General features: G+C 40.5%; 26 protein-coding genes. 22 read left to right on the top strand and 4 right to left on the bottom strand.

Going from position 1 to position 26,445, the window contains the following annotated elements:
• Nucleotide 1 precedes the first annotated feature (1 nt).
• From ACEN8J_RS04445 to ACEN8J_RS04500, 12 genes are all read left to right on the top strand, one after another.
• The gene (locus tag ACEN8J_RS04445) at nt 2–682 is read left to right on the top strand and encodes a hypothetical protein (protein WP_318627478.1); all 681 of its coding nucleotides are present in this window, start codon (nt 2–4) and stop codon (nt 680–682) included.
• Between the two features lie 260 nt (nt 683–942).
• Nucleotides 943–1,230, top strand: a complete 288-nt coding sequence (locus ACEN8J_RS04450; protein ID WP_449292413.1) for a hypothetical protein — start codon at nt 943–945, stop codon at nt 1,228–1,230.
• Between the two features lie 112 nt (nt 1,231–1,342).
• Nucleotides 1,343–2,650 carry a phage portal protein gene (locus ACEN8J_RS04455; protein WP_495594271.1) on the top strand — a complete coding sequence of 436 codons (1,308 nt, stop codon included), beginning with the start codon at nt 1,343–1,345 and terminating at the stop codon, nt 2,648–2,650.
• Nucleotides 2,640–3,026 carry a cysteine-rich VLP protein gene (locus ACEN8J_RS04460; RefSeq protein WP_016821850.1) on the top strand — a complete coding sequence of 129 codons (387 nt, stop codon included), beginning with the start codon at nt 2,640–2,642 and terminating at the stop codon, nt 3,024–3,026. Before ACEN8J_RS04455 ends, ACEN8J_RS04460 begins: the two co-directional genes overlap by 11 nt.
• A 403-nt stretch (nt 3,027–3,429) precedes the next feature.
• Complete coding sequence (locus ACEN8J_RS04465) at nt 3,430–4,044, top strand: DUF4355 domain-containing protein (RefSeq protein ID WP_340956409.1); 615 nt, start codon at nt 3,430–3,432, stop codon at nt 4,042–4,044.
• A gap of 31 nt (nt 4,045–4,075) precedes the next feature.
• Nucleotides 4,076–4,906: a phage major capsid protein gene (locus ACEN8J_RS04470; protein ID WP_495594272.1), complete on the top strand. Its 831-nt coding sequence runs from the start codon at nt 4,076–4,078 to the stop codon at nt 4,904–4,906.
• Between the two features lie 98 nt (nt 4,907–5,004).
• Nucleotides 5,005–5,223 carry a hypothetical protein gene (locus ACEN8J_RS04475; RefSeq protein ID WP_340956407.1) on the top strand — a complete coding sequence of 73 codons (219 nt, stop codon included), beginning with the start codon at nt 5,005–5,007 and terminating at the stop codon, nt 5,221–5,223.
• Nucleotides 5,216–5,527 (top strand): phage head-tail connector protein, encoded by a 312-nt coding sequence (locus ACEN8J_RS04480; protein WP_016821846.1) that lies wholly within the window; start codon nt 5,216–5,218, stop codon nt 5,525–5,527. Before ACEN8J_RS04475 ends, ACEN8J_RS04480 begins: the two co-directional genes overlap by 8 nt.
• Nucleotides 5,527–5,817 (top strand): hypothetical protein, encoded by a 291-nt coding sequence (locus tag ACEN8J_RS04485; protein WP_016821845.1) that lies wholly within the window; start codon nt 5,527–5,529, stop codon nt 5,815–5,817. Before ACEN8J_RS04480 ends, ACEN8J_RS04485 begins: the two co-directional genes overlap by 1 nt.
• Complete coding sequence (locus tag ACEN8J_RS04490) at nt 5,814–6,965, top strand: Ig-like domain-containing protein (RefSeq protein ID WP_449292414.1); 1,152 nt, start codon at nt 5,814–5,816, stop codon at nt 6,963–6,965. The genes ACEN8J_RS04485 and ACEN8J_RS04490 overlap by 4 nt, the downstream gene beginning before the upstream one ends.
• 62 nt (nt 6,966–7,027) lie before the next feature.
• A complete protein-coding gene (locus ACEN8J_RS04495) occupies nt 7,028–7,153 on the top strand; it encodes an SHOCT domain-containing protein (protein WP_256873800.1) in 126 nt (41 codons plus the stop codon).
• Between the two features lie 90 nt (nt 7,154–7,243).
• Nucleotides 7,244–8,728 (top strand): recombinase family protein, encoded by a 1,485-nt coding sequence (locus tag ACEN8J_RS04500; protein WP_495594273.1) that lies wholly within the window; start codon nt 7,244–7,246, stop codon nt 8,726–8,728.
• A gap of 200 nt (nt 8,729–8,928) precedes the next feature.
• Here ACEN8J_RS04500 and ACEN8J_RS04505 read toward each other — a convergent pair whose 3' ends face one another.
• The 3 genes from ACEN8J_RS04505 to ACEN8J_RS04515 form a co-directional block, all read right to left on the bottom strand.
• Complete coding sequence (locus ACEN8J_RS04505) at nt 8,929–9,216, bottom strand: hypothetical protein (RefSeq protein ID WP_340956397.1); 288 nt, start codon at nt 9,214–9,216, stop codon at nt 8,929–8,931.
• A gap of 204 nt (nt 9,217–9,420) precedes the next feature.
• Nucleotides 9,421–11,097 carry a hypothetical protein gene (locus ACEN8J_RS04510; RefSeq protein WP_340956396.1) on the bottom strand — a complete coding sequence of 559 codons (1,677 nt, stop codon included), beginning with the start codon at nt 11,095–11,097 and terminating at the stop codon, nt 9,421–9,423.
• A gap of 398 nt (nt 11,098–11,495) precedes the next feature.
• Nucleotides 11,496–12,914, bottom strand: coding sequence for a hypothetical protein (locus tag ACEN8J_RS04515; protein ID WP_340956394.1), 1,419 nt, complete (start codon nt 12,912–12,914; stop codon nt 11,496–11,498).
• 584 nt (nt 12,915–13,498) lie between these two features.
• On the opposite strand from ACEN8J_RS04515, the gene ACEN8J_RS04520 reads away from it, so the two are divergent.
• The 10 genes from ACEN8J_RS04520 (at nt 13,499) to ACEN8J_RS04565 (ending at nt 25,140) form a co-directional block, all read left to right on the top strand.
• Nucleotides 13,499–15,457 (top strand): ATP-dependent nuclease, encoded by a 1,959-nt coding sequence (locus tag ACEN8J_RS04520; protein WP_449292835.1) that lies wholly within the window; start codon nt 13,499–13,501, stop codon nt 15,455–15,457.
• Between the two features lie 154 nt (nt 15,458–15,611).
• Nucleotides 15,612–16,415, top strand: a complete 804-nt coding sequence (locus ACEN8J_RS04525) for a hypothetical protein (RefSeq protein WP_069010468.1) — start codon at nt 15,612–15,614, stop codon at nt 16,413–16,415.
• Between the two features lie 154 nt (nt 16,416–16,569).
• Nucleotides 16,570–16,713: a hypothetical protein gene (locus ACEN8J_RS04530; protein ID WP_176715681.1), complete on the top strand. Its 144-nt coding sequence runs from the start codon at nt 16,570–16,572 to the stop codon at nt 16,711–16,713.
• A gap of 255 nt (nt 16,714–16,968) precedes the next feature.
• Nucleotides 16,969–17,274 carry a hypothetical protein gene (locus ACEN8J_RS04535; RefSeq protein ID WP_318627462.1) on the top strand — a complete coding sequence of 102 codons (306 nt, stop codon included), beginning with the start codon at nt 16,969–16,971 and terminating at the stop codon, nt 17,272–17,274.
• Nucleotides 17,275–17,676: 402 nt separating this feature from the next.
• On the top strand, nt 17,677–19,071 hold the full coding sequence (locus ACEN8J_RS04540; protein ID WP_318627461.1) for a TldD/PmbA family protein: 1,395 nt from the start codon (nt 17,677–17,679) through the stop codon (nt 19,069–19,071).
• 2 nt (nt 19,072–19,073) lie between these two features.
• Entirely contained in the window at nt 19,074–20,417 is a 1,344-nt protein-coding gene (locus ACEN8J_RS04545; RefSeq protein WP_449292833.1) for a TldD/PmbA family protein, read from the top strand.
• Between the two features lie 216 nt (nt 20,418–20,633).
• The gene (gene thrC / locus ACEN8J_RS04550) at nt 20,634–22,025 is read left to right on the top strand and encodes a threonine synthase (RefSeq protein ID WP_208332658.1); all 1,392 of its coding nucleotides are present in this window, start codon (nt 20,634–20,636) and stop codon (nt 22,023–22,025) included.
• Nucleotides 22,026–22,406: 381 nt separating this feature from the next.
• Nucleotides 22,407–23,783: an NADP-specific glutamate dehydrogenase gene (gene gdhA, locus ACEN8J_RS04555; protein ID WP_025718156.1), complete on the top strand. Its 1,377-nt coding sequence runs from the start codon at nt 22,407–22,409 to the stop codon at nt 23,781–23,783.
• A 258-nt stretch (nt 23,784–24,041) separates the two neighbouring features.
• Complete coding sequence (locus tag ACEN8J_RS04560; RefSeq protein ID WP_318627554.1) at nt 24,042–24,434, top strand: MarR family winged helix-turn-helix transcriptional regulator; 393 nt, start codon at nt 24,042–24,044, stop codon at nt 24,432–24,434.
• A 52-nt stretch (nt 24,435–24,486) separates the two neighbouring features.
• On the top strand, nt 24,487–25,140 hold the full coding sequence (locus ACEN8J_RS04565; RefSeq protein WP_069010473.1) for a nitroreductase family protein: 654 nt from the start codon (nt 24,487–24,489) through the stop codon (nt 25,138–25,140).
• A gap of 143 nt (nt 25,141–25,283) precedes the next feature.
• On the opposite strand, the gene ACEN8J_RS04570 is transcribed toward ACEN8J_RS04565, so the two are convergent.
• A complete protein-coding gene (locus tag ACEN8J_RS04570; protein ID WP_342425095.1) occupies nt 25,284–26,441 on the bottom strand; it encodes a VanZ family protein in 1,158 nt (385 codons plus the stop codon).
• Between the last annotated feature and the right edge of the window lie 4 nt (nt 26,442–26,445).

The raw sequence follows: 26,445 nt of genomic DNA on the forward strand, positions 1-26,445 counted from the left end.
TGTGGGGATTTACAAGAAGAGATTGCTTATTATGGCAGGATGTATTGCTCTATACGTAACGTTAACAGGTTGCGGGGAATCAACCAAAGAAAGCAAAGACAACGATAATGCTGTAGAGACAATAAGCACGGTTGAATCAACTGCTGCAGATGAAGCTGTGACTGATACAGTAAGCGGTGAGGCTTCTGAGCCAGTAAAAGATCAAGGCACAACTATAGAACCTCTGATCACCAAGGCAGGAGGACTTGGTGATACGAAGGAAACTATCGAACATCTCCGCGGGGCAGATGAGAATGGGCAAAATGCTGGCATTAGTTCTTATCAGAACAATAGTTTTCTGGCTATTTATGCCGAAGATGACGTTACAAAGAAAGACACGGCTTTGAATGTAACCCTGTCATTTGAAGCTACGGATACGCCAAGGCGCTCTGTAAAGGAAGCTATACGCGAGGCTTCTTCTGTAATTCCAAGTGACGCTGTTAAGGTCAAGGAGTATAAGGTAGACGAGGGGCGAGATGTTATCCAGTACGAGAGTAAGCTCCTTTCAGAACGGTTGAAGGGTTGGTATGAACTTGATGCAGCGAATAGTCCAGAATCTATGCCCGGCACCTTTATCGTCATACTGAAGCACGATGAAGAGGGAGTTTTCTCAGTCGTGGTTGGTGCTGGTAATAATCCGTAAATAAGCTCAACAGATAATAACTAGAGTTGGACGAGTGCAAATAAGGTTAGCTCCTCGCCTGTATCTTAATAATTTTCTTTGAAGATAAACGAGCTGTTAAACAGATGAAATGTATTTGTGTCCATTTACGTTTTGATAATAAGACACCTGGTATTAAATATCCGTCCACCTGTTGCCCGTAATAATATATTGTTACCAATAGATACTTGTTATAATCCCCGTTTGGCTTAATCACGGGTATGTAAGGAGGTTAATATTCTATGGACGGCTGGAATGAGGAGAAGGTTCTGGAACAGAGTGATATTCATCAATTGAGTGGTGAGATCTATCAGATCCTACACGAGAGGATTGACAAGCTAGGTGTAGCATATGGCATCGTTAGTGAATTTAATTATAACCCTGAGGAACCACCGTTCTGGACTATTACTATCGAGGACTATGAAACCGTGCTTACCTCGGCCATCTTGTTCCAATATAAGAAACAGCATAGAAATTTGAAGGATGCGTTAACTCATTTTATGCGCGATCACTTCCCATACTTCACTTAAGCAGAGTATCAACGGTGAAAGGAAATTCAACAAGGAACTACCTTATTAAAAGGTGGTTCTTTTCTTTATTCAAGCAAAAATTAGATAACCCATTTTGAAAGGAAGGATGTATTTGCAAATTACGGAACAAATCATTATAGAATGTCTAAATGAACTCCAATCGGCTGCAATAGCCAAACAGAAATATGCAGATTACTACAATGGTCAGCATGCTATTCTCAAGAACTATGCAATGCAAGAAAGCCGCAGCAACCAAAAGCTTATCTTCAATTTCCCACGTAAGTTCGTGGATAATGAAGTCGGTTATCTGCTCGGTAAGCCAGTAAACTATGTGTCCAAGTCGGATCAGGATGATGCCATACATAATATAGATATACATATGAGTCATTGGGACAAAGAGCATAATCTACAGCTTCGGAAACAGTCTGAAATCTTTGGTGAGAGCTTTGAATTGAACTATATTGATTCGGAAGGTCAATTTTCAGCGACGGTGCTATCCCCTTTGAATGCGTATGTATTGGAGGACGGAACAGCAGAAAGAAATGTACTGTTTGGCTTACATAAATTTACCCGTCGATTCGATAAGCAAGTATATTTGGATGTGTACACCAACCATGAAATTCTACATTATACAATCGGCAACGTTGACAAACAGATTCAGAGTAAGCAAAATCAATCGCCTGAATTAAAATATATCGGCAAACATAATCACATCTTTGGAAGAGTTCCGCTCATCTCCTGTCTAGCCAATACGGAGAGAAAAAGTGGCTTCCAGGATGTGATTTCTTTGTTCGATGCCTATAACGCATTGAATTCCGATTTGGTCAATGAAATTGCAGATCATCGCAATGCCTATCTGGTGATTGAGAATGCCAAGCTGGAAGCTGAAGACTTGTTGAATATGAAGAAGATGGGCATTATTCAAGTTCCGGCTGGAGGAAAGGTAAGCTGGCTTACGAAGGAGATTAATGATTCTTTTGTAAAGAACGAGTTGGACAATATTGAACGCAAAATTTTCGACATGATGGATCAGGTTAACTTTAATGAAAATTGGGCCAGCAATACATCTTCCCTAGCGCTTAGAAACAAGCTGCTGAATCTGGAGAATCGAGTAGCAATGCGTGAAGCCTTAATGGAAAAGGCAATCAAGCAGCGTCTACGCAATTTCTTCACCTTTCTGTACATTAAAGAAGGCGTTCAATATGATTACCGGGATATTGCGGTGAAGTTTACTCGCAACTTGCCGACAGATTTGGTTGGGATGGCATATGTGATTGTGAAACTGAAAGAAGTGGTCTCACAGGAAACGTTGCTGACGTTGCTTCCGTTTGTTGAGAATCCGAAGCTGGAATTCAATAAATTTCATTCGGAGCAGCAACGATTAATTGCTACGGATAAGGAGGTATCAAATGCAGAATAAAAATAGGTTTAAGCGACTGGTCAAGAATAATTGTGCTTGTTATTTTGGAGCGAAGTACGGTATCCCAAACTATTGCTGTTTACAGGATGGCCCATGTGTATTCTTTATTCAAGGTGATGCTCTGCCCCGTTGTACATATTTTGAAAATGGAGTGCTGCCAATGGATGAGAAGCTGGAGCGAGAATATAAGTCTGATCGGAATGTAGAGGTTGGGTTTAATACAGCAAAACCGAGGGTGAACTGTACACGTTGTGGAGGAACATTTTCGGCAAATTCGAATCGGCAGAAATACTGTGACAAGTGTAGAGGTAGGGCGAGAAAAGAAAGTATCAGGATGCGTGTTCGGAAGTCCAGACAAAAAGACAGCTCGATGTAACGCTTTAGAGGTTGAAAAAGTCATATAAACAAAGGGTTAAAAATAGGCGGGAATGAGGAGTTGGTATGCTTGTACCTTTTCGTCACTTTTGCGTTTTCTAATGCGTTACATGATTGTCTTGAACATGATATTCAATATGATACAGTTTCACCATACATATACGTTTCTGAGGTTTAGGTAAGCAATAGGGTGGATGTAACGCTTTAGGCTATCCAAAATACGCATAAACAAAGGATGAAAAACAGGCAAAAGTGGGGAGTTGGTATGTTTGTACCTTTTCCTCGTTTTTGTGATTTCTAAAGCGTTACATTGCTGTCCTGAGCATGACATTAAAAGGCTCCATACATACATAAGCGTGTTCGGTTCTGAGGAGTCGGATGGGCAATAAAGGAGATTAACGAAAGTGAAATTGGAACAAGTGAAGCAGTTGATTGAAGAAAACCAAACAAACGAGGAATGGCAAACGTATCTTCAGGGTTTAAATCCGTATAGCGTAGAAGGGATAGAGCGATATATCCAATCCAACAAGGAAGCAAAAAGTTGGTTCGATAGCACGGTGGACAAACGATCCGCTAAATCGTTGGAAACGTGGAAAGCCAATCATTTGGAAAGTGCAGTGGACGCTGAGATTAAAAAGCGATTCCCGGCTAAGGATGAGAAAGAAATTGAAGTCGAGAAGCTGCGAGCCGAAGTGGAGAATATGAAGCTAGAGAAGCAGCGTGAACGGTTAACCAGCCAAGCGATTAAAATTGCATCCGAAAAGAAACTTCCACTCCCTTTAGTGGATTTTTTTATTGGTACAGATGAAGACGCAACGACAGCGAATTTAGATATGTTGGAACAATCGTTACAACTGGCAATTCAACAGCAAGTCGAGCAACGACTCAAAGGAGATGGCTATACACCTCCGGCTGGTTCAACAGGTAGCACATTTACATTGGATTCGATCAAAGGAATGTCCCAAAACGAAATTAATCAGCATTGGGATCAAGTCAAACAAGCATTACAAAACAAATAATAATCAATAGAAAAGGACAGGGTGATTAGATATGTCAGTACAAAATTTTATTCCTACCATTTGGAGCGCACGTTTAAATGAAAGCCTGAAAAAGAATTTGGTGTACGGTAATGTCGTCAACACCGATTACGAAGGGGAAATTCAAGGCCAAGGCTCCACTGTAAAAATTAATTCGATTGGGGCAGTAACGATTGGCAATTATGATAAAGCTGCTGGAATCGGTAACCCACAGGAACTAGATGCTACGCAAAAAACGTTGGTGATCGATCAGGCCAAGTATTTCAATTTTCAGGTGGATGATGTGGATGCTGCTCAAGCGAATGTGAATCTACTGGATGGTGGGATCGTAGAAGCTTCGTATGGGCTTGCTAATGTGGTGGATCAGTATCTCGCTGGATTTTATACAGAGGTTAGAGCTGAGAATACAATCGGTAATGATACAACACCTATAACTCCAACGAAAGATACGGCCTATGATTTACTGATTGATCTAGGCGTACTATTGGACGAAAATAATGTACCTGAAACGGAACGATTTGTGGTGGTTCCCGCATGGTACTATGGCTTGCTGCTGAAAGATGCACGTTTTACCAAAGACCCAAATATTATTCGCACAGGCTATGTGGGAGATATTGATGGCATGACTGTTTATAAATCCAACAATGTGCCAAATACAGGAGGAGTTAAGTATAAAATCATCGCAGGTCATAAGAGTGCGATTTCGTTTGCCGGGCAAGTGGATTCGGTGGAGGCGTTCAGACCAGAGAAACAATTTTCAGATGCAGTGAAAGGGTTACAAGTATTCGGAGCTAAATGTATCAAGCCGGAGGCTCTTACTGTACTCACAGCCAATAAGTCTTAATTGAGAATGGGATCATATGAAAACACATTATAATAGAAGAAACACGTTTAGGGTGTCCGCTTTGGTTGCCCTTATTTTCATTTTTGGAGGGTGATAAGATGTGGTTTTTGAATCAGGAAACAGACTGCATATGGGAAGTAACAGATCAGGAGCTGATACTGCGGTTACAGGCTAGTGGACATTATGAGCAAGTAGAGGAACCTAAACAGGATAAGACGGAGCAAGATGTACCCCAAACGAAAGCTCAAGCTACCAAGAGCATGAAGCGTACCGAGAAGGAACAGGTAAAGGAGGTACAGGAGACAGCACATGAGTGAGCTAATGGATTTGATGAAACGATTATTAGGCATGGAACCAACAGACATATCCAAGGATGATATCCTGATCCATTATTTGAATAAAGCGAGGAGTAACATTTATGGCTATTGTAATGTGGCGACACTGCCTGTGGAATATGATCATGTCATGGTCGATTATGCGGTGTTTCTTTATAAGAATAGGGAGTCGGTTGGACTTATAAATAAACAGGAGGGAGAGCGATCAGCTAACTATGAAACAGGCATTCCGACAAGTATTCGATTGGCTCTTCCTCTACCTAAAATCAAGGTCGGAACAGATTAATGTTCTATGATACGAAGCTGGAAATTTTGGATAATGCCAATTTCACACCTGTTCTGTCAGTGAAGGCAGATGTACAACCTTATCGCAAAAGCTTTTCATTTGAAGATGGTTACATACTAGAGACAACATATCGAGCTTTCTGTCCACTGGAATCTTTATTGCAATTAAACGGCTATGTTCGAATTGGCAAGGCTGTCTTTATTATTTTGGACATGAAGGAATGGAGCGATTATGTGGAGTTGTATCTGTATCGCTGCAAGCAGGATTTTGCATTGGAGGTGAAGGAGTGACACGAAGCTTAGGACCCATGCTGGATTTCTTCCTGCGAGAGAAGGGAGAGCTTGTGCATATTAATGGTATGCGACAGCTTGCTCTAATTCAAGATGCGACAAATACCATTCAAATGACCGATGAAAAAATTATTCGGGCAGCAACACCTTTACATACAGGAGATATTGTGGATTATCGTGATGAACGTTATTTAACTACTAGTCAGGTGGATCGAAATGAAAAGTCTTGTCGAGGCAGAATGAAAAAGTGTAATCAACGGCTGGCTTTGAACTGGAACGGGCAGGTAGAATGGTTTGATACTGTGGTAGAAGCCAGAACGTTTTCAACGGAAACAGGTAAAGTTATCTCCATGCCAGAGGGAAATATTATGGTTAGTTTACAGGACAATGCAGATACGAGGGGTATTACATTAAGCCAACGATTTTATATGACTCATCAGCCATTTAAAGTGACTGGAATTGATCGCACGATGAATGGCATCATCCTGTTAAGCTGCACATTAGATAGCATAAATACAGCTTATGATGATGTGGAAAATAACATTGTAGACCGATGGAAGTACGAAATTGCTCATACATACGCATTACATATACACCAGGGAACGATAGCTCATGTACCTCTAAACGAAACAATACAGTTGAATGTGACTGCTACGGATAATGGAAATGAGATAGCCAATCCGACGATTACCTATATATCAAGTGATCCAAGTGTAATTAGCGTAGATCAGCAAGGTCAGGTTATGGGCATCGCTTTGGGACAAGCAAGCATCACTGCGAAATTAACGTATCACCTCACAGTACGAAGTACCATTGAATTGAGAGTCGTTAAAACGGGGACACATATCTATTCGATAGCCATTATCGGCAATTCAGTTCTAAAAACAGGCCAAAGCGCCTCATACGTTAGTCATATTTATGACCATGGTACTGAAGTGTTCAACCAGTCGGTAGAATGGAGCCTACGGAATCAAGATGGTTCAACTCCGATCATGGGAAGCATAACAGCGAGTGCAGGAAATTGTGTGACGGTGAAAGCTGGAAGCAGTAGTGGAGCGGACAATAAAGCCCTTGTACTGACTGCCACTTTAGTAAGCGATCCTAGCATTACCACAGAAAAGAACATTAGTCTTAAGAATTTATTCTAAGCTTTGTATCTATCGGCTTGCCTTCGTGGTGAGCCATTTTTATTTCAAAGGAGCACATACATATGCAACGAAAATCTATTGATTATCTACTGAGTCTAAGCCTATTGAAGCAATTGAGATTACAAAATGTCATTACAGAAGAAGAGTTCATAGCGATTGATGAGCTGAATAAAAAGTCTTTCAAGTAGCTGTAACATTGGACAGAAATGGACTTGATGATGTACCGCACGCATTATAACATGTGACCGTATAAGAAGATATCGAAGGGAGAAACACCTATGGCACAAGCCACAACCGCAAAAAAAGTCGTTGTCGTTCCCATTAAAACGATGGACATCGTAGAAGGAATTCAATCTATTCAAAAGAAGAAAGTCGCTGCCTATTGTCGGGTCAGTACAGATTCCGAGGAGCAAAAGGAGAGTTATACGAATCAGGTCAATTATTATACCCAATACATTCAAAACAACTTGGAATGGGAAATGGCGGATATTTTCGCAGATGAAGGCATCACCGGAACCAGCACTAAAAATAGAACGCACTTTAATCGCATGATAAAGGATGCCCGAAACGGTAAACTGGATCTTATACTGGTCAAGTCGATTTCGAGATTTGCTAGGAATACACTGGATTTATTGAAATATGTACGGGAACTTAAAAGTCTTGGAGTGGCTGTATTCTTTGAACGGGAGAATATTAATACACTGGATACCACAGGTGAAGTATTACTGACTATCCTCAGTTCCCTTGCCCAAGATGAGAGTCGAAATATTTCGGAAAACAGCCGGTGGGGAATACTACGTGGCTTCCAAAACGGCAAAGTTTTCTGTAACACGAACCGCTTCCTCGGCTATGATAAGGATGAACATGGTGAACTGGTCATTAATGAGAAGGAAGCCGAGATTGTACGGCGCATATACGAGGAGTATTTGGATGGCAAAAGCTATCAGGCGATTGCCAGAGGATTGATGCGAGATAAGATTAAAACAGTCACGGGTGGCGATACGTGGTGGGATTCCTCCATTACCTTAATTCTGACCAATGAGAAATATTACGGAGCTTTGCTTCAGCAAAAGACGGTAACGGTAGATTTTCTAACCCACAAACGAATAAGGAATAAAGGACAAGAACAGCAATATTTAATTGAGAACAACCATGAGCCGATTGTATCCAAGGAACTATTTGAAGCGGTGCAAAAGGAAAAGGAACGGAGGGCCAAGCTGAAAGGGAGTGTGATGGGGGAGAGTAAAAGATACTCCAGTAAATATGCACTAAGCAGTAAAGTATATTGTGGATGCTGTGGAGCCATTTTTAAACGCCGAACCTGGAACAGCAATAATCTATCCAAAAAAGTAGTATGGCAATGCAAAACGTATGTAAATGAAGGGAAAGCAGCATGTGATGCCAAATCAGTCGATGAACAAGTTTTACATTCCGCGTTTGTACGATTGTTCAACCGGATGTATAAGGATAAGAAAGGATTCAATAAAACGCTAAAAGCCAATGTTGAATCGGTACTTTCCAGCAGAGTAGAGCAAGAAACACTATTGAACATCGAAGGACAGATGCAACAATTGAAATCCGACTTGAAGGAATTAGTGAATCTCAAGCTACGGAATCAGATTGATGAAATTGTATATGATGAAGAAACGAACAGACTTTCCAGTGAGCTCAACGAGCTACGGCAACAGATGCTGATACTAGAGGAGGAAGAGGATCAGAAAGCAAAAATCAAGGAACGAGTCGATGAGATTATTCAAATCTAAGCTCACGGCAAGATATACTGGAACAATTTGATGATAACCTATTTAATGCGTTGGTGGAGAAGATCACGATTCTCTCACCAGCGCATTTTGTTTTTACCTTGAAAAGTGGAATGAGCATAGATGAAATCATAGAAGATTAATAAAACATTGTTAAATGAATTTATCGGCTAGAGAAACCATAGTCTGAGACAATCAATGGGCTAACGAATATTTGTGGAGTGTATGACGGGAAGAATCAATCGAATCCCGTCTTTTACTCCTTCCATATAGATGGATTGTTTGTCTTGACTTAGCTGATAGCCTATGGCTTCTTCCCATTCAGATAGTAGATGTTGGATATCCTCAGTTTGGTTGGTTTTGAATTGATCCATTTGAGTGAATAGATGCTCATCTTCTGATAAATTTGAAGCCTGTTGTTCACTGGCTAGTTCTAATTCATAAAACCGTTGGCGTAACGCTTCGAGAAACCAATCTGGCGAATTTGACATAGCACATTTCCCTCCCGTTGTTTGAGTGTGTGTATGTTAACTCTGATGGGGAGAGATGGCAAGTTATTGTTTTGGTGTAGGGATTGACTATTTGTCCTTTTCTCTTGTTTTAAGCTATGAAAAAACATTTCCTTTTGATAATCCAATTTGGAATAGAATTTTTAAATGTAAATAAGTTGTTGCATTCCTCTTTTTCAATTCTTATTATATTGTTCTGTTTATCCAATCATTTAATAAATTTAATGATGTAATTTCAACACCCTTTTTATTAAAATTTGTATTAATTGAAATGTTATGGTTTTTGAATACAATTAAAGGAATTATCTTATTGATTTTTGTTTGAAAGATATCTTCAAGTACTATTAAATTATTTTTTATTTCAATCATTTCATATGCTATTTCATTTATATAGTCAATTGTTTTACCGATATCTTTTTTTAATCCAAAGGTTGTGAATTTATATGTAATATCCTTACATTCAGATACAATTAGAACATCATTAATTACTGTAAGAATATCATATTCACAATTAAAACTGAATTTTTTACCTTTGTAATTAAAGTCTTTTGCATTAGTAAACACTTTATTGGTGTGAATTTTAAAAATATTTGACGCTGTTAAAACAGTTTCATTTTTAATATTGTTCTTAATAATATCTGAATTATCTTTTGTACACTCAGGAATCAGATTATACATCAATCTTGAACTTAATAATTGAACGCTGTTTATTAATAAGGGCAGAGAAAGTAAATATATAGATTGGCTAGAAATCTCAAGTTGTAATAAAGGTTTTTCTAAAAGTCTATATCTATATTTATCTAATGGATCTAAATATTCACTATGATCTGAGATTCTCAATGTTAAATAGTCTATTAAACACTCGGCCTCGTCTTCTTTGCATTTTGTAACATTCTGAACTAAAGACACTAAATTTATCTTAGAAAAGATATGAGCTAATCTTTTTTCTTTTTCAATACTATAAGACTCAAACTCTAATAGCGAATTCAGGTAATCAAAATCAAACCCTAAATTTTTTTTGAAATTATTTTTCAATTCATCTGCTATTTTGGGGAGATCTTCAAAAGGCATTTTAGTACGTTCATCAACAATTTCTTTTTTAAACTTATTTAAAACCTTGTGCCAGTTGTTATCTTCAAAAGAAATCACACCATTTATTATTTTAATATTTTTGTTTTGAAAGACTCTGCTCATTACCAATTCTCTTTGGGAAATTAAAGTAATAGCCGAGTAACTAAGGTAATACATTTGACGAAAAGCATCCCTATTAAAATTATAAAGGTGACTCTTTGATAATTTAGGCTTCATTATTAAAGCAAATAAATACTGAATGATAGCTTTATCAAGGCCTTGAATACTATCTATGTCATGATCCATAATGCCATTACTTGATTCAATTGCTTCCAGTAAACTAGATTCAAGAAGATTAATGCTTTTGATATTAACTAATTTCAAATCTCCACGTAAAATTAACCTTGTCCGTTGATGAAATTGAATTATATAGGAACTTAATACATATAGGTTTATAAGCATGTCTTCTTTATCAAATGTTTCAATTATTAGTAATAGCTTATCTGTTATTTGATTGATTAGCAAATTGAAAAAAATTTTTATATCTTTAGAAAGTATATCTAGGTTTAGCATTGCATTATACTCAAGTAATTCGTAAATTAGGGCATTATGTTTTTCTAATGGAATATTTTTATGATTCTTAGCAAATAAAATAAAATCTCCTGCTTTACTATATTGTACATGAGTTTCTATGAGATTGAGTGAGAATAAATCAAGGTACACAGTGTCTAGTTCACATTTCTCGATACTTTTCGATATGCTAATTAATTTATCAGTAAAATGTTTATTCATTTTCTCGGATCTCCTAATATGTAAAAGTAACAAAAAAATTATTAAAAAGGAACGAAGTTTAGTATTTATAGGTATCACTAGAATATTGGTTTTAAATTATTGTACTAGACATAAATGAAAGGAAAAAGTATTTTTATAATATATTCTTAATGTGTCACATTTCTAAACATTGACTTTATAAAGGTAAAATTGAGTTTTTTTTGAAATTTCCAATAGATAATTCATTGTTATTATTTAAGTATAAAAGAAGGTTGATTTTAGGTCTACATTTCATTTTGAAATGCAGACCAAGGTAGTGACATTGTTTAAGTACCAATTATATTGCTCAATTAAAATCTATTTTGAATAATTGCTAGAAGGCTACTATGGATACAGACGAACTATAAGGCATATTTCCATTATTTCAATGAAGCTTGGACTAGCCCTGGCTTGGACAATATAGCTAAAAGGTCAGTCTTTAATAAGTCACCTGATAAGTACATTGTCATGATCTCCATGAGTATCGGAGTAGATAACACAGTAATTTTTCGTTGTTTAGCATCTTTAATCATTTGTGGAGCAATTGGTTCACGCTTATCTGGTGCCTTCGAATATTGGTCATTCAAGATAAGTAAGGTTGCATATATCTCCCTGGCTGGAAATTCATCACGAAAAGTCTTAAGATTGTCTTGTACTTTATTTAACATGACTTTATTCAGCGAACGGCTGCCACCTTTAACTTCTATAGCAATTCGTTTACTATTAATGATTGCAATCAGATCAAAGAGTCGTGGCTTATTTTGAAGATCGCGCTTGAGGTCTAAGTCAGTAATTTGAGCTCCAAAAATTTCCTTGAAGGCTCGTTGAACAGCAACAACTAATCGTTCATCTGATTGAGTTAATAAATCGATAAATGTCATCATAATACTCTCTTGATTTTGAAGTTGATCTTCCTTGTATTTAAATTCCTGTAACAGTCGTTCCTTTTCAACTTTTAAAAGCAGTTTTTTTTTGCTTAAGATATTTGGAGTATATGCTCCAGCCCAACGGTCAGGGAACCAGCCTGGTCGGAACTGAGGCAAAAATTCATTTAGAATATATGCAATGTAATGGCCTCTTTTTTCCGTATTCTTGATGTTTGGGAGCACAATCAATTCACTATTACCTTCCTGTAAAACGAAGGAAACAGCTTGGTTCTTAACATTAGTAAATAACGACTGGAAGTGCTTGGGATTCCTTTTCCTTCTAGTAAAGAAGGGCTTATTTTCTTGTTGAGGAGTAGTAAAGGCTACTTCCCATGCAAGATCTTTTTTGAATTTCTCATATAAATCCTTAACAGCACGATCAGAGTTGGAATAAGAAATGGAAATTGGACCTGTCTTTGGGGCAATATCAGTAATAGTAAGGAATTGGTGAACATTTAAAAGCCATGTGTAATTATGTTTTTTTTCCTCAGAACTCATATCGTGTTGCAATTCTCCTGCAATCACCACGACAGGAATACCCGCTTTTAGGGCCTCTTGGATTTTTGGCGAGAGTTCTCTTATTGCATAGCTACATTCATAAATTACTGCATCGGAGTTAAAATATACTATACTTTTCCGTTGCGGAGTTCCCATTTCTTTTTCTAAGTTCTGAAGCTGATCAATTCTTTCTACATTTTGGTTATCAGAAGCATTCATAAAATCAATTAGAATCATTTGAAATTCTTGAGGGGCAGGGATAGCTTCAAATCCTTGCCCATCGTAGCGTCGAACCAAACTTGAAGAAAACGCGTCAAATGACGGACTTAACTGTGCATTGGTCTTAGAATAAACGTCGAGAAGCCAGATTTTCATGCTTTCACCTCAAATTAAGCGTGTCATTGTTAAAAAGTGGAGCTCATATATATAATAATAGTAGCATACCTCCTAATTCAAAGTTCTACAATTCCTGTAAATGTGTAGCAGCGTTCAGTCAAATCCTAACAATAATTTCTAGTCTGTTGTATCCATCTTTATAGTACTTTATGGATGAATAATTGGATTTATAGTACAATTGGAACCTTACATGTAGTATAAAATTTCAAAGAGATAGTATAGGAAATATATATAATAAAAAGAAATATATCCCTTTTGTTGTCTCGACACATGTGGAGTGCGTGGTAGTAATATATCGAGATGAGAAGCAGTAATGCACGAGGGATTGGGGGTAATTTAAATATGTTCCTGCATTCAAGAAATCGCTTTAGGGTTGAGTGCGGGAACATATTTTATTTACATACAGAGGGCACACGAGAAGTCGATGGTAGTAAAATGCTGGAGGAAAAAATCGAGGAATTTTTGAAAAAATTATATTATTTTCTCAAGTTGTGCAGGAATATTTTGGATCACATCGAATTTCAAGATTAGGACTAAAGTAATGATTCGAGGAGGTCTAAAGTATGAATTTGCATTCTTTTAAAATCGAGGGATTCAGGAGGCATCTAAACACTCAAATAATGTTCTCTGATGCTACATTTCTAATTGGAGAGAACAATGTAGGAAAGAGTTCCGTATTAAAAGCATTGGAATATTTTCTAAGTGGTAAATCCAAGATATCAATTGATGATTTCTCTCGTACATTTGATAAAGAAGATAGTTTAGAATGTGTAATTGTAGAAAAAGTAGTTCTAACGGCTGAGTTTAGGAATCTTCCAGAAGAAGCAAATGATTGGAGAGGTTTTAAAGGTCGGCTTATACCATATGATATAGAACCTGGTTCAAATGAAACAGGGTTGAGTTGTGTTTATAGGAAGACATTTTTCCCTGATAAAGATTTTGCAGGTGAAATGAAAGAATATAAAAGAGAACTTAAGGCAGAATATATTTCTTGTAAAACACTGGCTGATTTTATCGAAGTAGGTCTGGATCAATCAATTGTGAATGAACTATTTCCTGATGAAAAGTTAACAAAGAAAATTGGACTAAAAGAAATTAATTTTCTAAAAGATAATAATGTTTCTGAAATTTTTGATGTGAATGAGTCCGAGGAAGATTGGTTCTTAAATCCTGGTGGGATAGCTGCTAACGTTCTTTCACGATTGCCTAAATTTTTGTTAATTCCAGCTCAAGATAAAGTGGACGAACTTTCTGGAACTAACGGAGCCCTCATTAAAACTCTAACTAGCTTATTTGATGATGTTAGGGATTCCTCTGAGAACTTTAAAAAAGCTCAAGAATATTTAACGTTATTAGCTGCCGAACTAGACCCAGAAGATGAAACTAGTGATTTTTCAATAATGTTAAAAGGTCTGAATAAGGTAGTGGGAGAAGTATTTCCAAATACCTTATTTGATGCAAGAGCAAATTTGTCCGATGCTAAAGAAATCCTAAAACCTAAATTTGATATTAAATTAGAAAGTAATATATCAACCAAAGTAGAACAACAAGGTACGGGAGTTATTCGATCTGCTGTGTTTGCCATGCTTAGATATCGCAGCATGCGAGAGAATGAGCGGAGTAGAAAAGAAAACTCCTCTGTGCGTCCCCTTTTTATTGCTTTTGAGGAACCTGAAATTTATCTACATCCTAAAGCAGCATTTCAGATGAGAGAAACCATTTATCAATTGGCCCAAGAACCTTTGAACCAAATTGTATGTACTACTCACTCGCCGTACATGATTGATTTATCCAAGAAATCCTCTCAGATTTTGAATAGTTTGCAGTTTAATGTAAAACAAGTTGATTATAAAGACAGAGAAAATAAAATAGAAGTGGAATCAATCACAGCTAACCCCTTCAATGTCACTAAAGCATTCAGAAATTTACAAGAAAATGATCAAAATTATGTTAAATTGTTACTTAAAATTGATGACTCCATTGCGAAAATCTTTTTTGCCCGGAATATTCTCATAATTGAGGGGGACACTGAAGACTTAGTCTTTAAAGAAACAATTAACCGGATGAACGAAGAACAAAGGAAAGATGTGGCTTATAGTTGGGAAATAGTTAAGGCAAGGGGCAAAGCAACAATTATTTCTCTTGTCAAGTATTTAAAGGCTATGGGATTTCGACCATATGTCGTTCATGACTTGGATACTGGGAAAGAACATGCCGAGAAATTTAACGTTCCAATCCAAGAAGCTGTTGGGGATACAACTCAGATATTTCCTCTAATAAATTGCATCGAAGACATATTAGGCTATCCTGCTCCATCAAGTAACAAACCTTTCAAGGCTCATGAGCATATACAAAAATCATGGGGACAGGACTGGGAGGGCATTACTGATGGTTGGAGAACAATTGTTGAAAGTATATTTTTTAATTCAAATGTTGTAAAAGAAGATAGGGATACTGCAATGTACGAGGTAGCGTCAGTTCAACAAGAAATAGCTCCTACAAACGATAATAAAAATGATTGATCTTATCTCATAGTACTTAGCCCCTCAAATAACAAGATGCTTTCCATGTAATTATACATTTATGATTTAAAAGATACTTCACAGAGCTCCGTAATATTTTCCAATAGTCCAACATGAATGATGAACAGATTATCTAAATGAGGAGCAATTTTAAATGCTTGATCAAATTTCTAAATCTTTAAGTGCTTTTGGCTATACTGGAGGAATTGTAGGACTACTTATCGCTTTGTTTGGGTTTATTTCTAAATTAAAGCCGATAACCTTGTTAACATCAACATTTACAGAAAAAATACTTTTAAGCAAAGAAAAAAGATTTATCGTAACAATAACAAATTTTTGTTTACAAACACTTTATGTTTCAATACTATTCTTCGCAACATTAGTGTATTCTTTTAATTTGAATCAAAAGTATTATATAGCTTTTAGTATCCTCTTGTTAGCAATTACTATGGTAGGAGTTATTCTAGTCATTTTAATCAATTTGTTTGAAAAAGTTAAAGTTTTTGTTAGATCAATAGTATTCAGCACAAAACCACTTACAAAAATACTAACTGCAATATTCTATCTCCTAGTTATTTTTTCCTATATTTCAGTTTTTCCTTACTATATGGGTTCTCATGCAGCAGCTTTATTAGTAGTAGATTTAAACAAAACTGAGCAGCAAACTTTGTTGCTAGGCGCACTTATGTTATCTATTTTATTGTCAGCATTTTTAGTCGGTGGAATAAAACTTATGTTTAGCACAATGAATGCTAATAGATATAATTTATATGGTAGAGCTCTATTTATACAAGAACAAGGAACACTTAAAAAGTGGTTTATTTATCATCCCACCAATAACCTGCACTTTATTCTAGGTGACACTCCTAATCCATCAGAATCTACTGTATATCGTTTTATAGAAACGACTGTTTTATTGAATGAAAAGATATATGTTTATAAAGCTGAAAATGCTTAATTACTTTAACAGTAAAATGATTATTAAAAAGGGCGGCAGAAAACCGTCCTTTTTAGTTTTATGAACTATGCGAACTTTGATGACTAATACTCTAAAAAGATGATAGACTTATTGTGGATCGTCATTTTTCTCCAGAAGACGAGGTGATTTGTACATGGCAATTATAGAAGAAGAAATAATCAATATTGGGCAAGAAGCTACAGATAATAACGAGTTGATTAGCTTGCTTCGTGCAATGAAGAAAGATGGTTTTGCACTTTTCATGCAACTAAAATATGGCCTGGTCGTTAAATACTAAACTTCAGCAAATGTGCTTAATTATCAGTGAACATAGAGATCAAGAAGATATTATTAAAGATATATTAGAAATAGTCGATTGTTGTAAAGAAGTTATCACGAATGCGGTACAATGTCTGTTCCTGATCAAAATGAATCTAGAAACAAAATCTTCGCGTGAAGCTAGAATAGCATTTAATTCTTCCAATATTACGTATCCACGTACCACATCGGTTATCATCCTTTGCTACACTTTAAATTAAAAGGAGATGATAATTTGGATACCCGACCTAAGATACTAAAGAACGTGGAACATACAAACTCATCTGAAAATACGACTAAAGAATACGAGAGCTTGGTACAGCAAGAAGACGAGCACATAGAAAGACTTAAAACATGCACAAAGCTCATTTGGGATGCGCTAACTATTATTTCTCAAAAGGCAAGTGTACTGCACATGGAAACCGTCAAAGAAGCAGCAGACCATCTTCATATCATGGAACTGGATTTACGAAGAGAACTGTTTAAGGTTCGTTTGAAAAAAAGTATTTTAGCGAACAAAATGAAGAAAACCCAAGCATAGCAGCGGAGGGGACGGAATCGTTCTATAAGAAGCGGAGCGTTCGCCTTTGAACCCGGATTTTAACCGCTAAAATATAATTAAAAAATCTGGGGACAACAGTGATCGGAAGAATGATCCGTCTACGTAGCGGCCTCATATGCACTTACTTGCTCAATCCACCCAGTAATCAAAACGCTCAAAAACCCGACATGACCCTTCATGGTCTGGTCGGGTTTTCTCATTTCAATCCCTCCATTCCCGCGCATAAATCTTCACTCTCCCCGCAATCACCCTACGCCCAGATAGTTACACCCACTCCCAAGATCATGTATAGTAAAGTTATGGGAAATAAACATGAACCCGCATATGATCTTGATCGCTTAGACGTACAATATGAAACATGGCAAAACGAGGAGGAACGTGATGATACATCCAACACAGGTTCAGGATATGCTGCAAGCCGCGCTGGAGACGGGCGGGGATTTTGCAGAGGTGTTCGTCGAGGATCGTACGAATGGACAACTGGGCATGACCGGGGGCATCGTAGATACGGCGCTGTCGGGCCGGGATTTTGGGATTGGTATTCGGATCATGAAGGAACATTTTTCGGTGTATGCCTACACCAGCGATATGAGCGAACAGAGTCTGATCCGACTGGCCAAATCGGCTGCCAAGGCCATTCGTGGCGGTGGAGCGCCAGGTACACACACCATTACCCTTCATCCCCATGCGATCCCTAACCAACATCCGATTGCGATCATCCCTGACGGTTCACAGAAACGCGCCAAGATTGACATGATGAGGCGGGCGCATGAGGCGGCAAGCCAATATGATCCTTCCATCACGCAAACCTCTGTTGGGATTAGCAACTCGATCCAGAACGTCTTAATCGCCAATAGTAACGGGCTGCTGGTGGAGGATACCCGTACGTATACCCGCATGAGAATAAGCGCGATTGCGACTCATGGGGAGCATAGACAATCCGGGTTCCGTGGGCCGGGAGCGTATGCTGGGACTGAATTTCTGGAGAACCTGAATATCGAAGGAAATGCGAGACACGCCGCTCGGATTGCGTCCACAATGGTCAAAGCGGGATATGCGCCTAGTGGCAGACTGCCTGTCGTGATTGAGAATGGCTTCGGCGGCGTTCTTTTCCACGAGGCGTGTGGGCATGGGCTGGAATCTACGGCGGTGGCGCATGGAACTTCCGTGTTTGCCAATAAAATCGGGCAGCAGGTGGCTTCACCGCTCGTTACAGCTATAGATGATGGAACGATTCCGAATGCATGGGGTTCGCTCAATATCGATGACGAAGGGGCGCCAACACAGCGCAACGTACTGATCGAGAACGGTATTTTAAAAGGATATCTGATCGACCGCATGGGCTCGCGCCAGATGGGTGTACCTGCGACAGGATCGGGACGAAGACAGTCCTATAAATTCGCGCCTGCATCCCGTATGAACAATACGTTCATTGCGAATGGCGAGTCTACCCGTGAAGAGATCATTGCCAATACGGAGTACGGGATCTATGCCAAATCGCTGGGCGGTGGTTCGGTGAATACCTCGACGAGCGAGTTTAATTTTGCGGTTGAAGAGGCGTACATGATTCGCAACGGTAAAATTGCCGAGCCGGTCAAAGGCGCAACGTTGATCGGCAAAGGGATTGAAACCCTGCAAAATATTGATATGGTCGGCAACAATCTGGATCATGGTCAGGGGATGTGCGGCTCGGTTAGTGGAAGTCTTCCGGTGAACTGCGGACAACCGACGATTCGAGTATCCGAAATGACCGTCGGCGGACGAAAGGGGGAATAGCGATGAATATTCAGCAATTTCAGGAAGCGTTGTTCGCGAAAGGTCGGGAAATGGGCTACGCGGATATGGAAATCTACTATGTAAATGGAAGTTCTACCTCGGTGAAGGTACTGAAGGGAGAAATTGACCAATATACCATCGTTGAAAATGGCGGACTTTCCTTCCGTGGTGTCATTAACGGCAAAATGGGCTATGCCTCTACGGAGAAGCTGGAACCGGATGTGATCGACTTCTTATTGGAAGAAGCACTTAGCAACGCGGACATATTGGAGAGCGAGGAGCAGGATGAGCTGTTTGCAGGCTCTGAGAGCTACCCTGAGCAGCCTGCCTATGCCTCAACGCTTGCCGACACGGCTCCTGAGATTCTGATCGAAGCGGCGCTGGAAATGGAACGTACAGCGCTTGCCGCAGATCCACGGATCGTGATGGCTCGACATTGCTCGGTCAGCATTCGTGAGAATGAGGTCCTGATTGTGAATACCAAAGGACTGCACTGCCATCGTCGTAAAAGTCTGGCGACCGCTTATGTGTATGTGATTGCAGCAGACAACGACGAGACCGTTACCGGGGGCTGGCATGATTATTCCCTGCGGAGCGTGGAGGAAATCGATACTGCGGATGTGGCGCATAAAGCCGTAAAAGAGGCGGTTTCCAAGCTGGGTGCGCACACGATCCAATCGGATAACTATCCAGTCATTTTCCGTCATGATGCAGCAGCGCAATTGCTGGCTGCGTATACGTCGGTATTTTCTGCGGAGTCGGTGGATAAAGGCTTTTCACGCTTGGCTGGGAAACTGGGACAAAAGGTGGCAAGCGAACATATCACACTGATTGATGATCCGCTAATGGAGAATGTTCCGGCAGGCAGCACGTTTGACGCGGAAGGCAGTGCGACCCGCCGCAACGAGATCATCAAGGATGGAGAACTGCGGACGTATTTCCATAACCGCAAGACGGCCCGTAAGGCTGGGGTGGAGAGTACCTCTCATGCTTCCAAAGGCAGCTATAACGGTAAAATCGGGGTGTCGTATCATAATCTGTACGTGGCTCCAGGCGCGTCTTCGTTGGAAGACATGATTCGCAAGATGGATCGCGGGCTGATGATCGTTGAGCTGCAAGGGCTGCATGCAGGTACGAATACGGCGTCCGGTAATTTTTCGCTGGCTTGTCTGGGCTACTGGATTGAGCAGGGGCAAGTGGTCAGAGCGGTTAATCAAATTACCGTATCGGGCAACTTCTTTGACGTACTACAGCAGGTAGAGGAAGTGGGCAACGATTTGCGTTTTACAGGAAGCTGCACATCTCCTTCGCTCAAGCTGGCTGCACTCTCGATTTCAGGCTCCTAATGGCTGAAGCAGCCTGCTTTTTTTCAGACTTACGACCTGTTCCTGACGTTCTGATTGTCTAGCAATGATAGATGCCTGATGCATCGGGGTATGGTAAAGTAGGAGAAAGTCTTTAAAATATGAAAAAAAGGCTTGGTTACAGCACCGCGACAGGGTATTATAGACAATAATATATTCGAAAAAAGGTTCGAATTGAATTTTTATTGGGGGATGTATATGAGATATATAAGCACTAGAGGTCGAGTAGAAGCCAAGGGATTTATTGATACTGTGCTCATGGGGTTAGCTGACGATGGAGGTCTAATGGTACCGGAGCAGATTCCGACCGTGTCGGCAGCTACTTTGGAGCAATGGGCGACATTGAGCTACAGAGAGCTGCTGCTGGAAGTTTTTGCGCTGTATATCAATGATGAGATTCCTCGTGAAGATTTGGAGCAGCTGGTAGAGCGCAGTTATGCAAGCTTCCGCCATCCAGAAGTTACGCCAGTGAAGAAGATCAACGATTCCCTATCTATTTTGGAGCTGTTCCACGGGCCTACGTTCGCGTTCAAGGATGTGGCGCTACAATTCATGGGGGAATTTTATTCCTACGTGTCCAAAAAGCAGAATGAAATCATTCACATTTTGGGTGCAACCTCGGGCGATACCGGGGCAGCAGCGATTCAGGGCGTGCGCGGCAAGGAAGGAATTAAAATCTGTATTTTGCACCCACACCAAAAGGTGAGCAAGGTACAAGAGCTGCAAATGACGACGGTAGACGATGAGAATGTACTGAATCTGTCCGTAAAAGGGAACTTTGATGATTGTCAAAAGGTCATTAAGGACCTGTTTGCCGATCTGGATTTCAAAGCCAAACATCATTTGCGGGCGATTAACTCAATTAACTTTGTGCGCATTTTGGCGCAAACCGTATATTACTTCTATGCTTATTTCCGGGCACAGGAGTCTGCGGGTACGAAGAAGATCAATGTCAGCGTGCCATCCGGCAACTTTGGCAATATCTTTTCCGGCTTTCTTGCGAAGAAAATGGGTCTGCCCATCCATAAGCTGATCATTGCCACGAACGAAAATAATATTTTGGAGCGCTTCGTGAAGACTGGCGAATACCAACCGGGCGATTTCAAAAGCACATACAGTCCTTCCATGGACATTCAGGTGGCAAGCAATTTCGAAAGATACCTGTACTACTTCCTCGGGGAGGATGCGGCCAAGGTATCTGAATACATGGATAAGCTCAAAACCGAGGGACGGATTGTGATCGGTGCAGAGGATTTGAAGCGTGTCCAGCAGGATTTTGAAGCGCTGGGTGCTTCGAATGAGCAGTGTCTGGAGCTGATCAAAAAATACAAAGCCGAGTACGATTATTTGCTGGATCCGCATACAGCTTGCGGTATTGCCGCGTATGAGGCGTATAATAGCGCGGACGAAGTATGTGTGACCTTTGCGACAGCGCATCCAGCCAAATTTGATGAGGCCATTCGTCTGGTAGATATCAAGCAGGAGTTCCCGGCACAAATTGAACAATTGTTCTCGAAATCGCAGCATCAGCAGGTGGTAGAGCATGACGAAGCAGAAATTGTGCGTCAGCTTGAAGCCTTTTATGTGTAACAGAATGGGAAAAGAGGCTACGCCCTGTGCGCAGCCTCCTTTTTTATATCCATATTTTCCAGATATGATGTATGTATTAGTTTGAATTTGTTCACATTATAATGCCATATAGAGTAAGGTGTTGGGGCCTTAGAAATCGTGGAAAAAGCCCGTAAATCAAGGGATTTAGCTTCAGGAAACTAACAGGCAATGAGAGGTTCATAGAGTTATTTAATGAAGGATACAAAAATCTTTTATAGGCGAATTTGCTGTATTATTATAAAAAATCATGTATAGTTAACTAAATTTTATGAATACATAAGGTTCCACTCTCGAAGGTGCAGAATCAAGTCGTTCCGTCATTTAACAGAGGGGCTAATTATAAAAGGGGTGTATTAAGTAATGACCATGATCCGTCCAGAGCAGAGTCAACAAGCAGCAGCCGAATATGTGCAGTCCGTTTTTGAGAAGGTTATCGCGCGCAATCCTCATGAGAATGAATTCCATCAGGCCGTCAAGGAAATATTGGATTCACTAATTCCGGTATTGGCTAAGCATCCTAAGTATATGCAGCAGGGGCTTCTGGAACGGCTAGTGGAGCCGGAGCGAGTCATTACCTTCCGTGTACCTTGGGTGGATGATGCGGGGGTTGTACAGGTCAACCGTGGCTTCCGTGTGCAGTTTAACAGTGCGATAGGGCCTTATAAAGGTGGACTTCGCTTCCATCCGTCTGTCTATCTGGGAATCGTCAAGTTTTTGGGTTTTGAGCAGATTTTCAAAAATGCATTGACGGGTCTTCCCATTGGTGGTGGTAAAGGCGGCTCAGATTTTGATCCCAAAGGGAAATCAGATAACGAAGTGATGCGTTTTACACAAAGCTTCATGACGGAATTGTATAAATATATTGGTCCGGATGCCGACGTTCCGGCAGGGGATATTGGTGTAGGCGGACGTGAGATTGGCTATATGTTCGGGCAGTACAAGCGGATTCGCGGAGGACATGAAGGCGGCGTCCTAACGGGCAAAGGAATTCATTACGGAGGCAGTCTCACACGTACGGAAGCGACCGGCTACGGTTGTGTGTATTTTGTAAACGAGATGCTGCAGGCTCAGGGATCGTCCTTTGAAGGAAAGCGCGTCGTCGTGTCGGGATCGGGGAATGTATCCATTTATGCGATTGAAAAAGCACAGCAGCTCGGTGCTACAGTCGTGGCATGTAGTGACTCGAATGGCTACATCTATGATCCAGACGGTATCGATCTGAAGCTGGTGAAGCAGCTGAAAGAAGTGAACCGTCTGCGGATTAGCGAGTATACGCAAGAACGTCCAGGCGCAATCTATACAGAGGGCTGTTCGGGGATCTGGTCGATCCCATGCGACATCGCACTGCCATGCGCCACTCAGAATGAAATTGACGAGCAAGCAGCCCAATTGCTGGTAAGCAATGGCGTAAAAGCTATAGGCGAAGGTGCCAATATGCCATCTTCGTTACAGGCCATTGAAGTGTTTTTGGACAATGGAGTTCTGTTTGGGCCAGCCAAAGCTGCCAATGCAGGTGGAGTAGCCGTGTCGGCGCTCGAAATGTCACAAAACAGCATGCGTCTATCTTGGACCTTTGAGGAAGTAGATGCCAAGCTGCATGATATTATGAAAAATATCTATGCTAACAGCGTGAAGGCGGCTGAGGAATACGGCGTGCCGGGCAATTTGGTTGTCGGAGCCAATATCGCAGGATTTGTGCGTGTGGCTGACGCAATGCTGTCACACGGAATTATTTAGCACAACGGAACATAATAAAGTTGAATTGAAGCTGAGCGGCTCTTGTGCGAGTCGCTCAGCTTTTATTTGCAAAGAGCACTTTATTTTTCTCAGGGACTTGATTTATTTTTAATGAGGATGTATATTACTTGATAGATCAATAATTGATAGATCAATAATTGATAGATCAATGGTCGGATCACGAAGCCTAGCGATATGCTTAAGGGAGGAGAGATTGATATCACCCAGACACCATCCGAGCCTGAGTATATTTTTGACATGCTATTGTTGCTGAACAAGCAGATTAGCTCCAAGTTTGAGCGTTGTGCAGGAGTCAGCGCATCCAGATTGCAGCTATTGTGCAAGTTGTATCAAGTACAGGAGATTAGTCAAACTCTGCTGCAAAAAGAGGTTGGCATTGATGCTGCAGCCGTAACGCGCCATTTGAAACAACTGGAATCAACAGAAATGGTCACACGACGCACGAAGCCAGAGGACAACAGGGTTACCTTGGTAAGCCTGACCGATTATGGGCGTGCACGCATTGTCATCTTTAAGCAGGAGCGCTCGCAATTTGTAGCTCAGATGCTACAGAGCTTCGACGAGACCCAGCGGCACCAACTAGCTGATATGCTGCAAGTGATGAATAGTCATATATCCGATATGGACTGACAACATTTTTTTTAACATTACTATACCCACAGAGGGATAAGGAGAGATTGGAATGAATAATACGAACACATCCAGTACTGTAAAAACGAATGATTTTAAAGAAATCGCCCTGGGACGCCGTTCTGTAAAAGTATACGATCCGTCCGTGAAGATCAGCCGTGAGGAAATGACAGAGATTTTGACAGAAGCTACACGCGCACCATCTTCCATTAACCTGCAACCTTGGCGTTTCCTCGTCATTGACAGCCCTGAAGGTAAAGCCACACTGGCACCATTGGCCCGTTTCAACCAACGTCAAGTGGAGACATCTTCGGCAGTGATCGCTGTGTTTGGAGATTTGAACAACTTTGATAATTTCGAACAAATTTTCGGAGAAGCTGTAGAACTGGGCTATATGCCAAAAGACATTAAAGAAATGCAACAGGAAAAAGTAGCAGCTCACTTTGCAGCGCTTGATCCCGTTGTGAACAAAGAAACGGTCTTGATCGACGGTGGTTTGGTATCCATGCAGCTTATGCTGGTGGCGCGCGCTCATGGATACGACACCAACGCTATCGGCGGTTATGAGAAGGATCAAATTGCTGAAGCCTTTGGTCTGGACAAAGATCGTTATGTCCCTGTTATGCTCATTTCCATGGGTAAAGGAATCAACGATGGTCATCCTTCCACACGTTTACCTATTGATCAAATTGCACAGTGGAAATAAGTTAAGTTATATCTATATGCAACATAAAAATATACGCAAAATAAAAACAGGCGGAGCAAAGGCACATCCCTTTGCTTCGCCTGTTTTTTTATTCGCCAGGATGCAATGCAGATCCGGGGCTTGATGACGTGTCGATCCTCTGGTTATTTTTGTACTATATTCGCTCCCGACGTCTGTGTTGGGTCAGCGGGGTCATTCTGAGTAGGATGGTAGCGCTTGGGCCATATAATCTGGTGCGAAGTATGACTAAGCTCCTCATAAAATAACGGTGCTTTCTTGAATAGGCGTATGACTAGATGGAAAAAGAACCATCCGTTCATCACCAACAGCACAAGGCTGATCATAACATTTATCCAAGGAGACAGATGAGATCCCAGTACAGATCCACCTAGTACGTAATTAAGTCCAAAATACAACCAATACAAGAGACTGTAGCGCTTAATGAGCTCCCACAGGGCAACTCTTTTTCCTCTCCCTATCAGATGAATGCGTACCAGCCACTTCCCCGGAGTTCGTCCATTTGTCAGGTAAGGAACCACCATAAAGTAAATTCCACTGGAAACCCAGAAAGCAGCAGATACATGCATGGACTCCATAATGCTGAGCAACCCTGCCCAAAGGATAGAATCCACTAAATAGGCTACTCCTCGTCTCGTATAGGACACCCGTTTGGTCGTAATGTCCAAGTGCTTGTCCAGATGTTCCAAACGGGGAAGGAAGCGTGAGAACCATTCGCCGAGCAGAAAGCCCAGCATACCGCCCAATGTGTTAGCCATCAGATCGTCCACATCGAACACGCGATACGCATGGTCAAAAAATCCATACAGTCCTGTCAACTGTGTCACTTCAAAGAAGAGGGAGAGGATAAAGGACAAAATCAGACACCATCCCCATCGTGCACGGAAATAATAACGTAAGAACATACCGAAAGGCACAGTCATCACAACGTTAAAAACGACTTGCAGAAAAGCACGCTCCTTCAGCAAATGAACATAGCTGGAGAGATGGGCGGGTGAGACGGATGTTTCTCTTATAATGTCTTGCACGAATTGCAAGGGCATTAACTGCAACGCTCCCCCGGCTAATGCAGCATTATGACGCGATGCCGGAAGCGGGAGTATGACCAGAAAAAAGGCGTTCATCAAGTATAAAAGCATCAAGTAAAGCAGCCATGCTCTAGCCTTGTGAATATAGCCATACCTGCGATATTGCACGATTAGGAATGGCAGTGTGAACAATAACGCAGCAAAAGGAAACGCAAGAAAGGCATATGAAACAGGAAACAGGTACGATTGAATCATGTGC

The sequence above is a fragment of the Paenibacillus sp. Paensp38 genome, assembly GCF_059491915.1.

Bases quoted from the DNA above. Each gene is read 5' to 3' on its own strand.
- ACEN8J_RS04450 (WP_449292413.1), top strand. From the start codon at position 943: ATGGACGGCTGGAATGAGGAGAAGGTTCTGGAACAGAGTGATATTCAT.
- ACEN8J_RS04460 (WP_016821850.1), top strand. From the start codon at position 2,640: ATGCAGAATAAAAATAGGTTTAAGCGACTGGTCAAGAATAATTGTGCT.
- ACEN8J_RS04470 (WP_495594272.1), top strand. From the start codon at position 4,076: ATGTCAGTACAAAATTTTATTCCTACCATTTGGAGCGCACGTTTAAAT.
- ACEN8J_RS04475 (WP_340956407.1), top strand. From the start codon at position 5,005: ATGTGGTTTTTGAATCAGGAAACAGACTGCATATGGGAAGTAACAGAT.
- ACEN8J_RS04480 (WP_016821846.1), top strand. From the start codon at position 5,216: ATGAGTGAGCTAATGGATTTGATGAAACGATTATTAGGCATGGAACCA.
- ACEN8J_RS04485 (WP_016821845.1), top strand. From the start codon at position 5,527: ATGTTCTATGATACGAAGCTGGAAATTTTGGATAATGCCAATTTCACA.
- ACEN8J_RS04495 (WP_256873800.1), top strand. From the start codon at position 7,028: ATGCAACGAAAATCTATTGATTATCTACTGAGTCTAAGCCTATTGAAG.
- ACEN8J_RS04500 (WP_495594273.1), top strand. From the start codon at position 7,244: ATGGCACAAGCCACAACCGCAAAAAAAGTCGTTGTCGTTCCCATTAAA.
- ACEN8J_RS04505 (WP_340956397.1), bottom strand. From the start codon at position 9,216: ATGTCAAATTCGCCAGATTGGTTTCTCGAAGCGTTACGCCAACGGTTT.
- ACEN8J_RS04510 (WP_340956396.1), bottom strand. From the start codon at position 11,097: ATGAATAAACATTTTACTGATAAATTAATTAGCATATCGAAAAGTATC.
- ACEN8J_RS04515 (WP_340956394.1), bottom strand. From the start codon at position 12,914: ATGAAAATCTGGCTTCTCGACGTTTATTCTAAGACCAATGCACAGTTA.
- ACEN8J_RS04520 (WP_449292835.1), top strand. From the start codon at position 13,499: ATGAATTTGCATTCTTTTAAAATCGAGGGATTCAGGAGGCATCTAAAC.
- ACEN8J_RS04525 (WP_069010468.1), top strand. From the start codon at position 15,612: ATGCTTGATCAAATTTCTAAATCTTTAAGTGCTTTTGGCTATACTGGA.
- ACEN8J_RS04530 (WP_176715681.1), top strand. From the start codon at position 16,570: ATGGCAATTATAGAAGAAGAAATAATCAATATTGGGCAAGAAGCTACA.
- ACEN8J_RS04540 (WP_318627461.1), top strand. From the start codon at position 17,677: ATGATACATCCAACACAGGTTCAGGATATGCTGCAAGCCGCGCTGGAG.
- ACEN8J_RS04545 (WP_449292833.1), top strand. From the start codon at position 19,074: ATGAATATTCAGCAATTTCAGGAAGCGTTGTTCGCGAAAGGTCGGGAA.
- thrC (WP_208332658.1), top strand. From the start codon at position 20,634: ATGAGATATATAAGCACTAGAGGTCGAGTAGAAGCCAAGGGATTTATT.
- gdhA (WP_025718156.1), top strand. From the start codon at position 22,407: ATGACCATGATCCGTCCAGAGCAGAGTCAACAAGCAGCAGCCGAATAT.
- ACEN8J_RS04560 (WP_318627554.1), top strand. From the start codon at position 24,042: ATGCTATTGTTGCTGAACAAGCAGATTAGCTCCAAGTTTGAGCGTTGT.
- ACEN8J_RS04565 (WP_069010473.1), top strand. From the start codon at position 24,487: ATGAATAATACGAACACATCCAGTACTGTAAAAACGAATGATTTTAAA.
- ACEN8J_RS04570 (WP_342425095.1), bottom strand. From the start codon at position 26,441: ATGATTCAATCGTACCTGTTTCCTGTTTCATATGCCTTTCTTGCGTTT.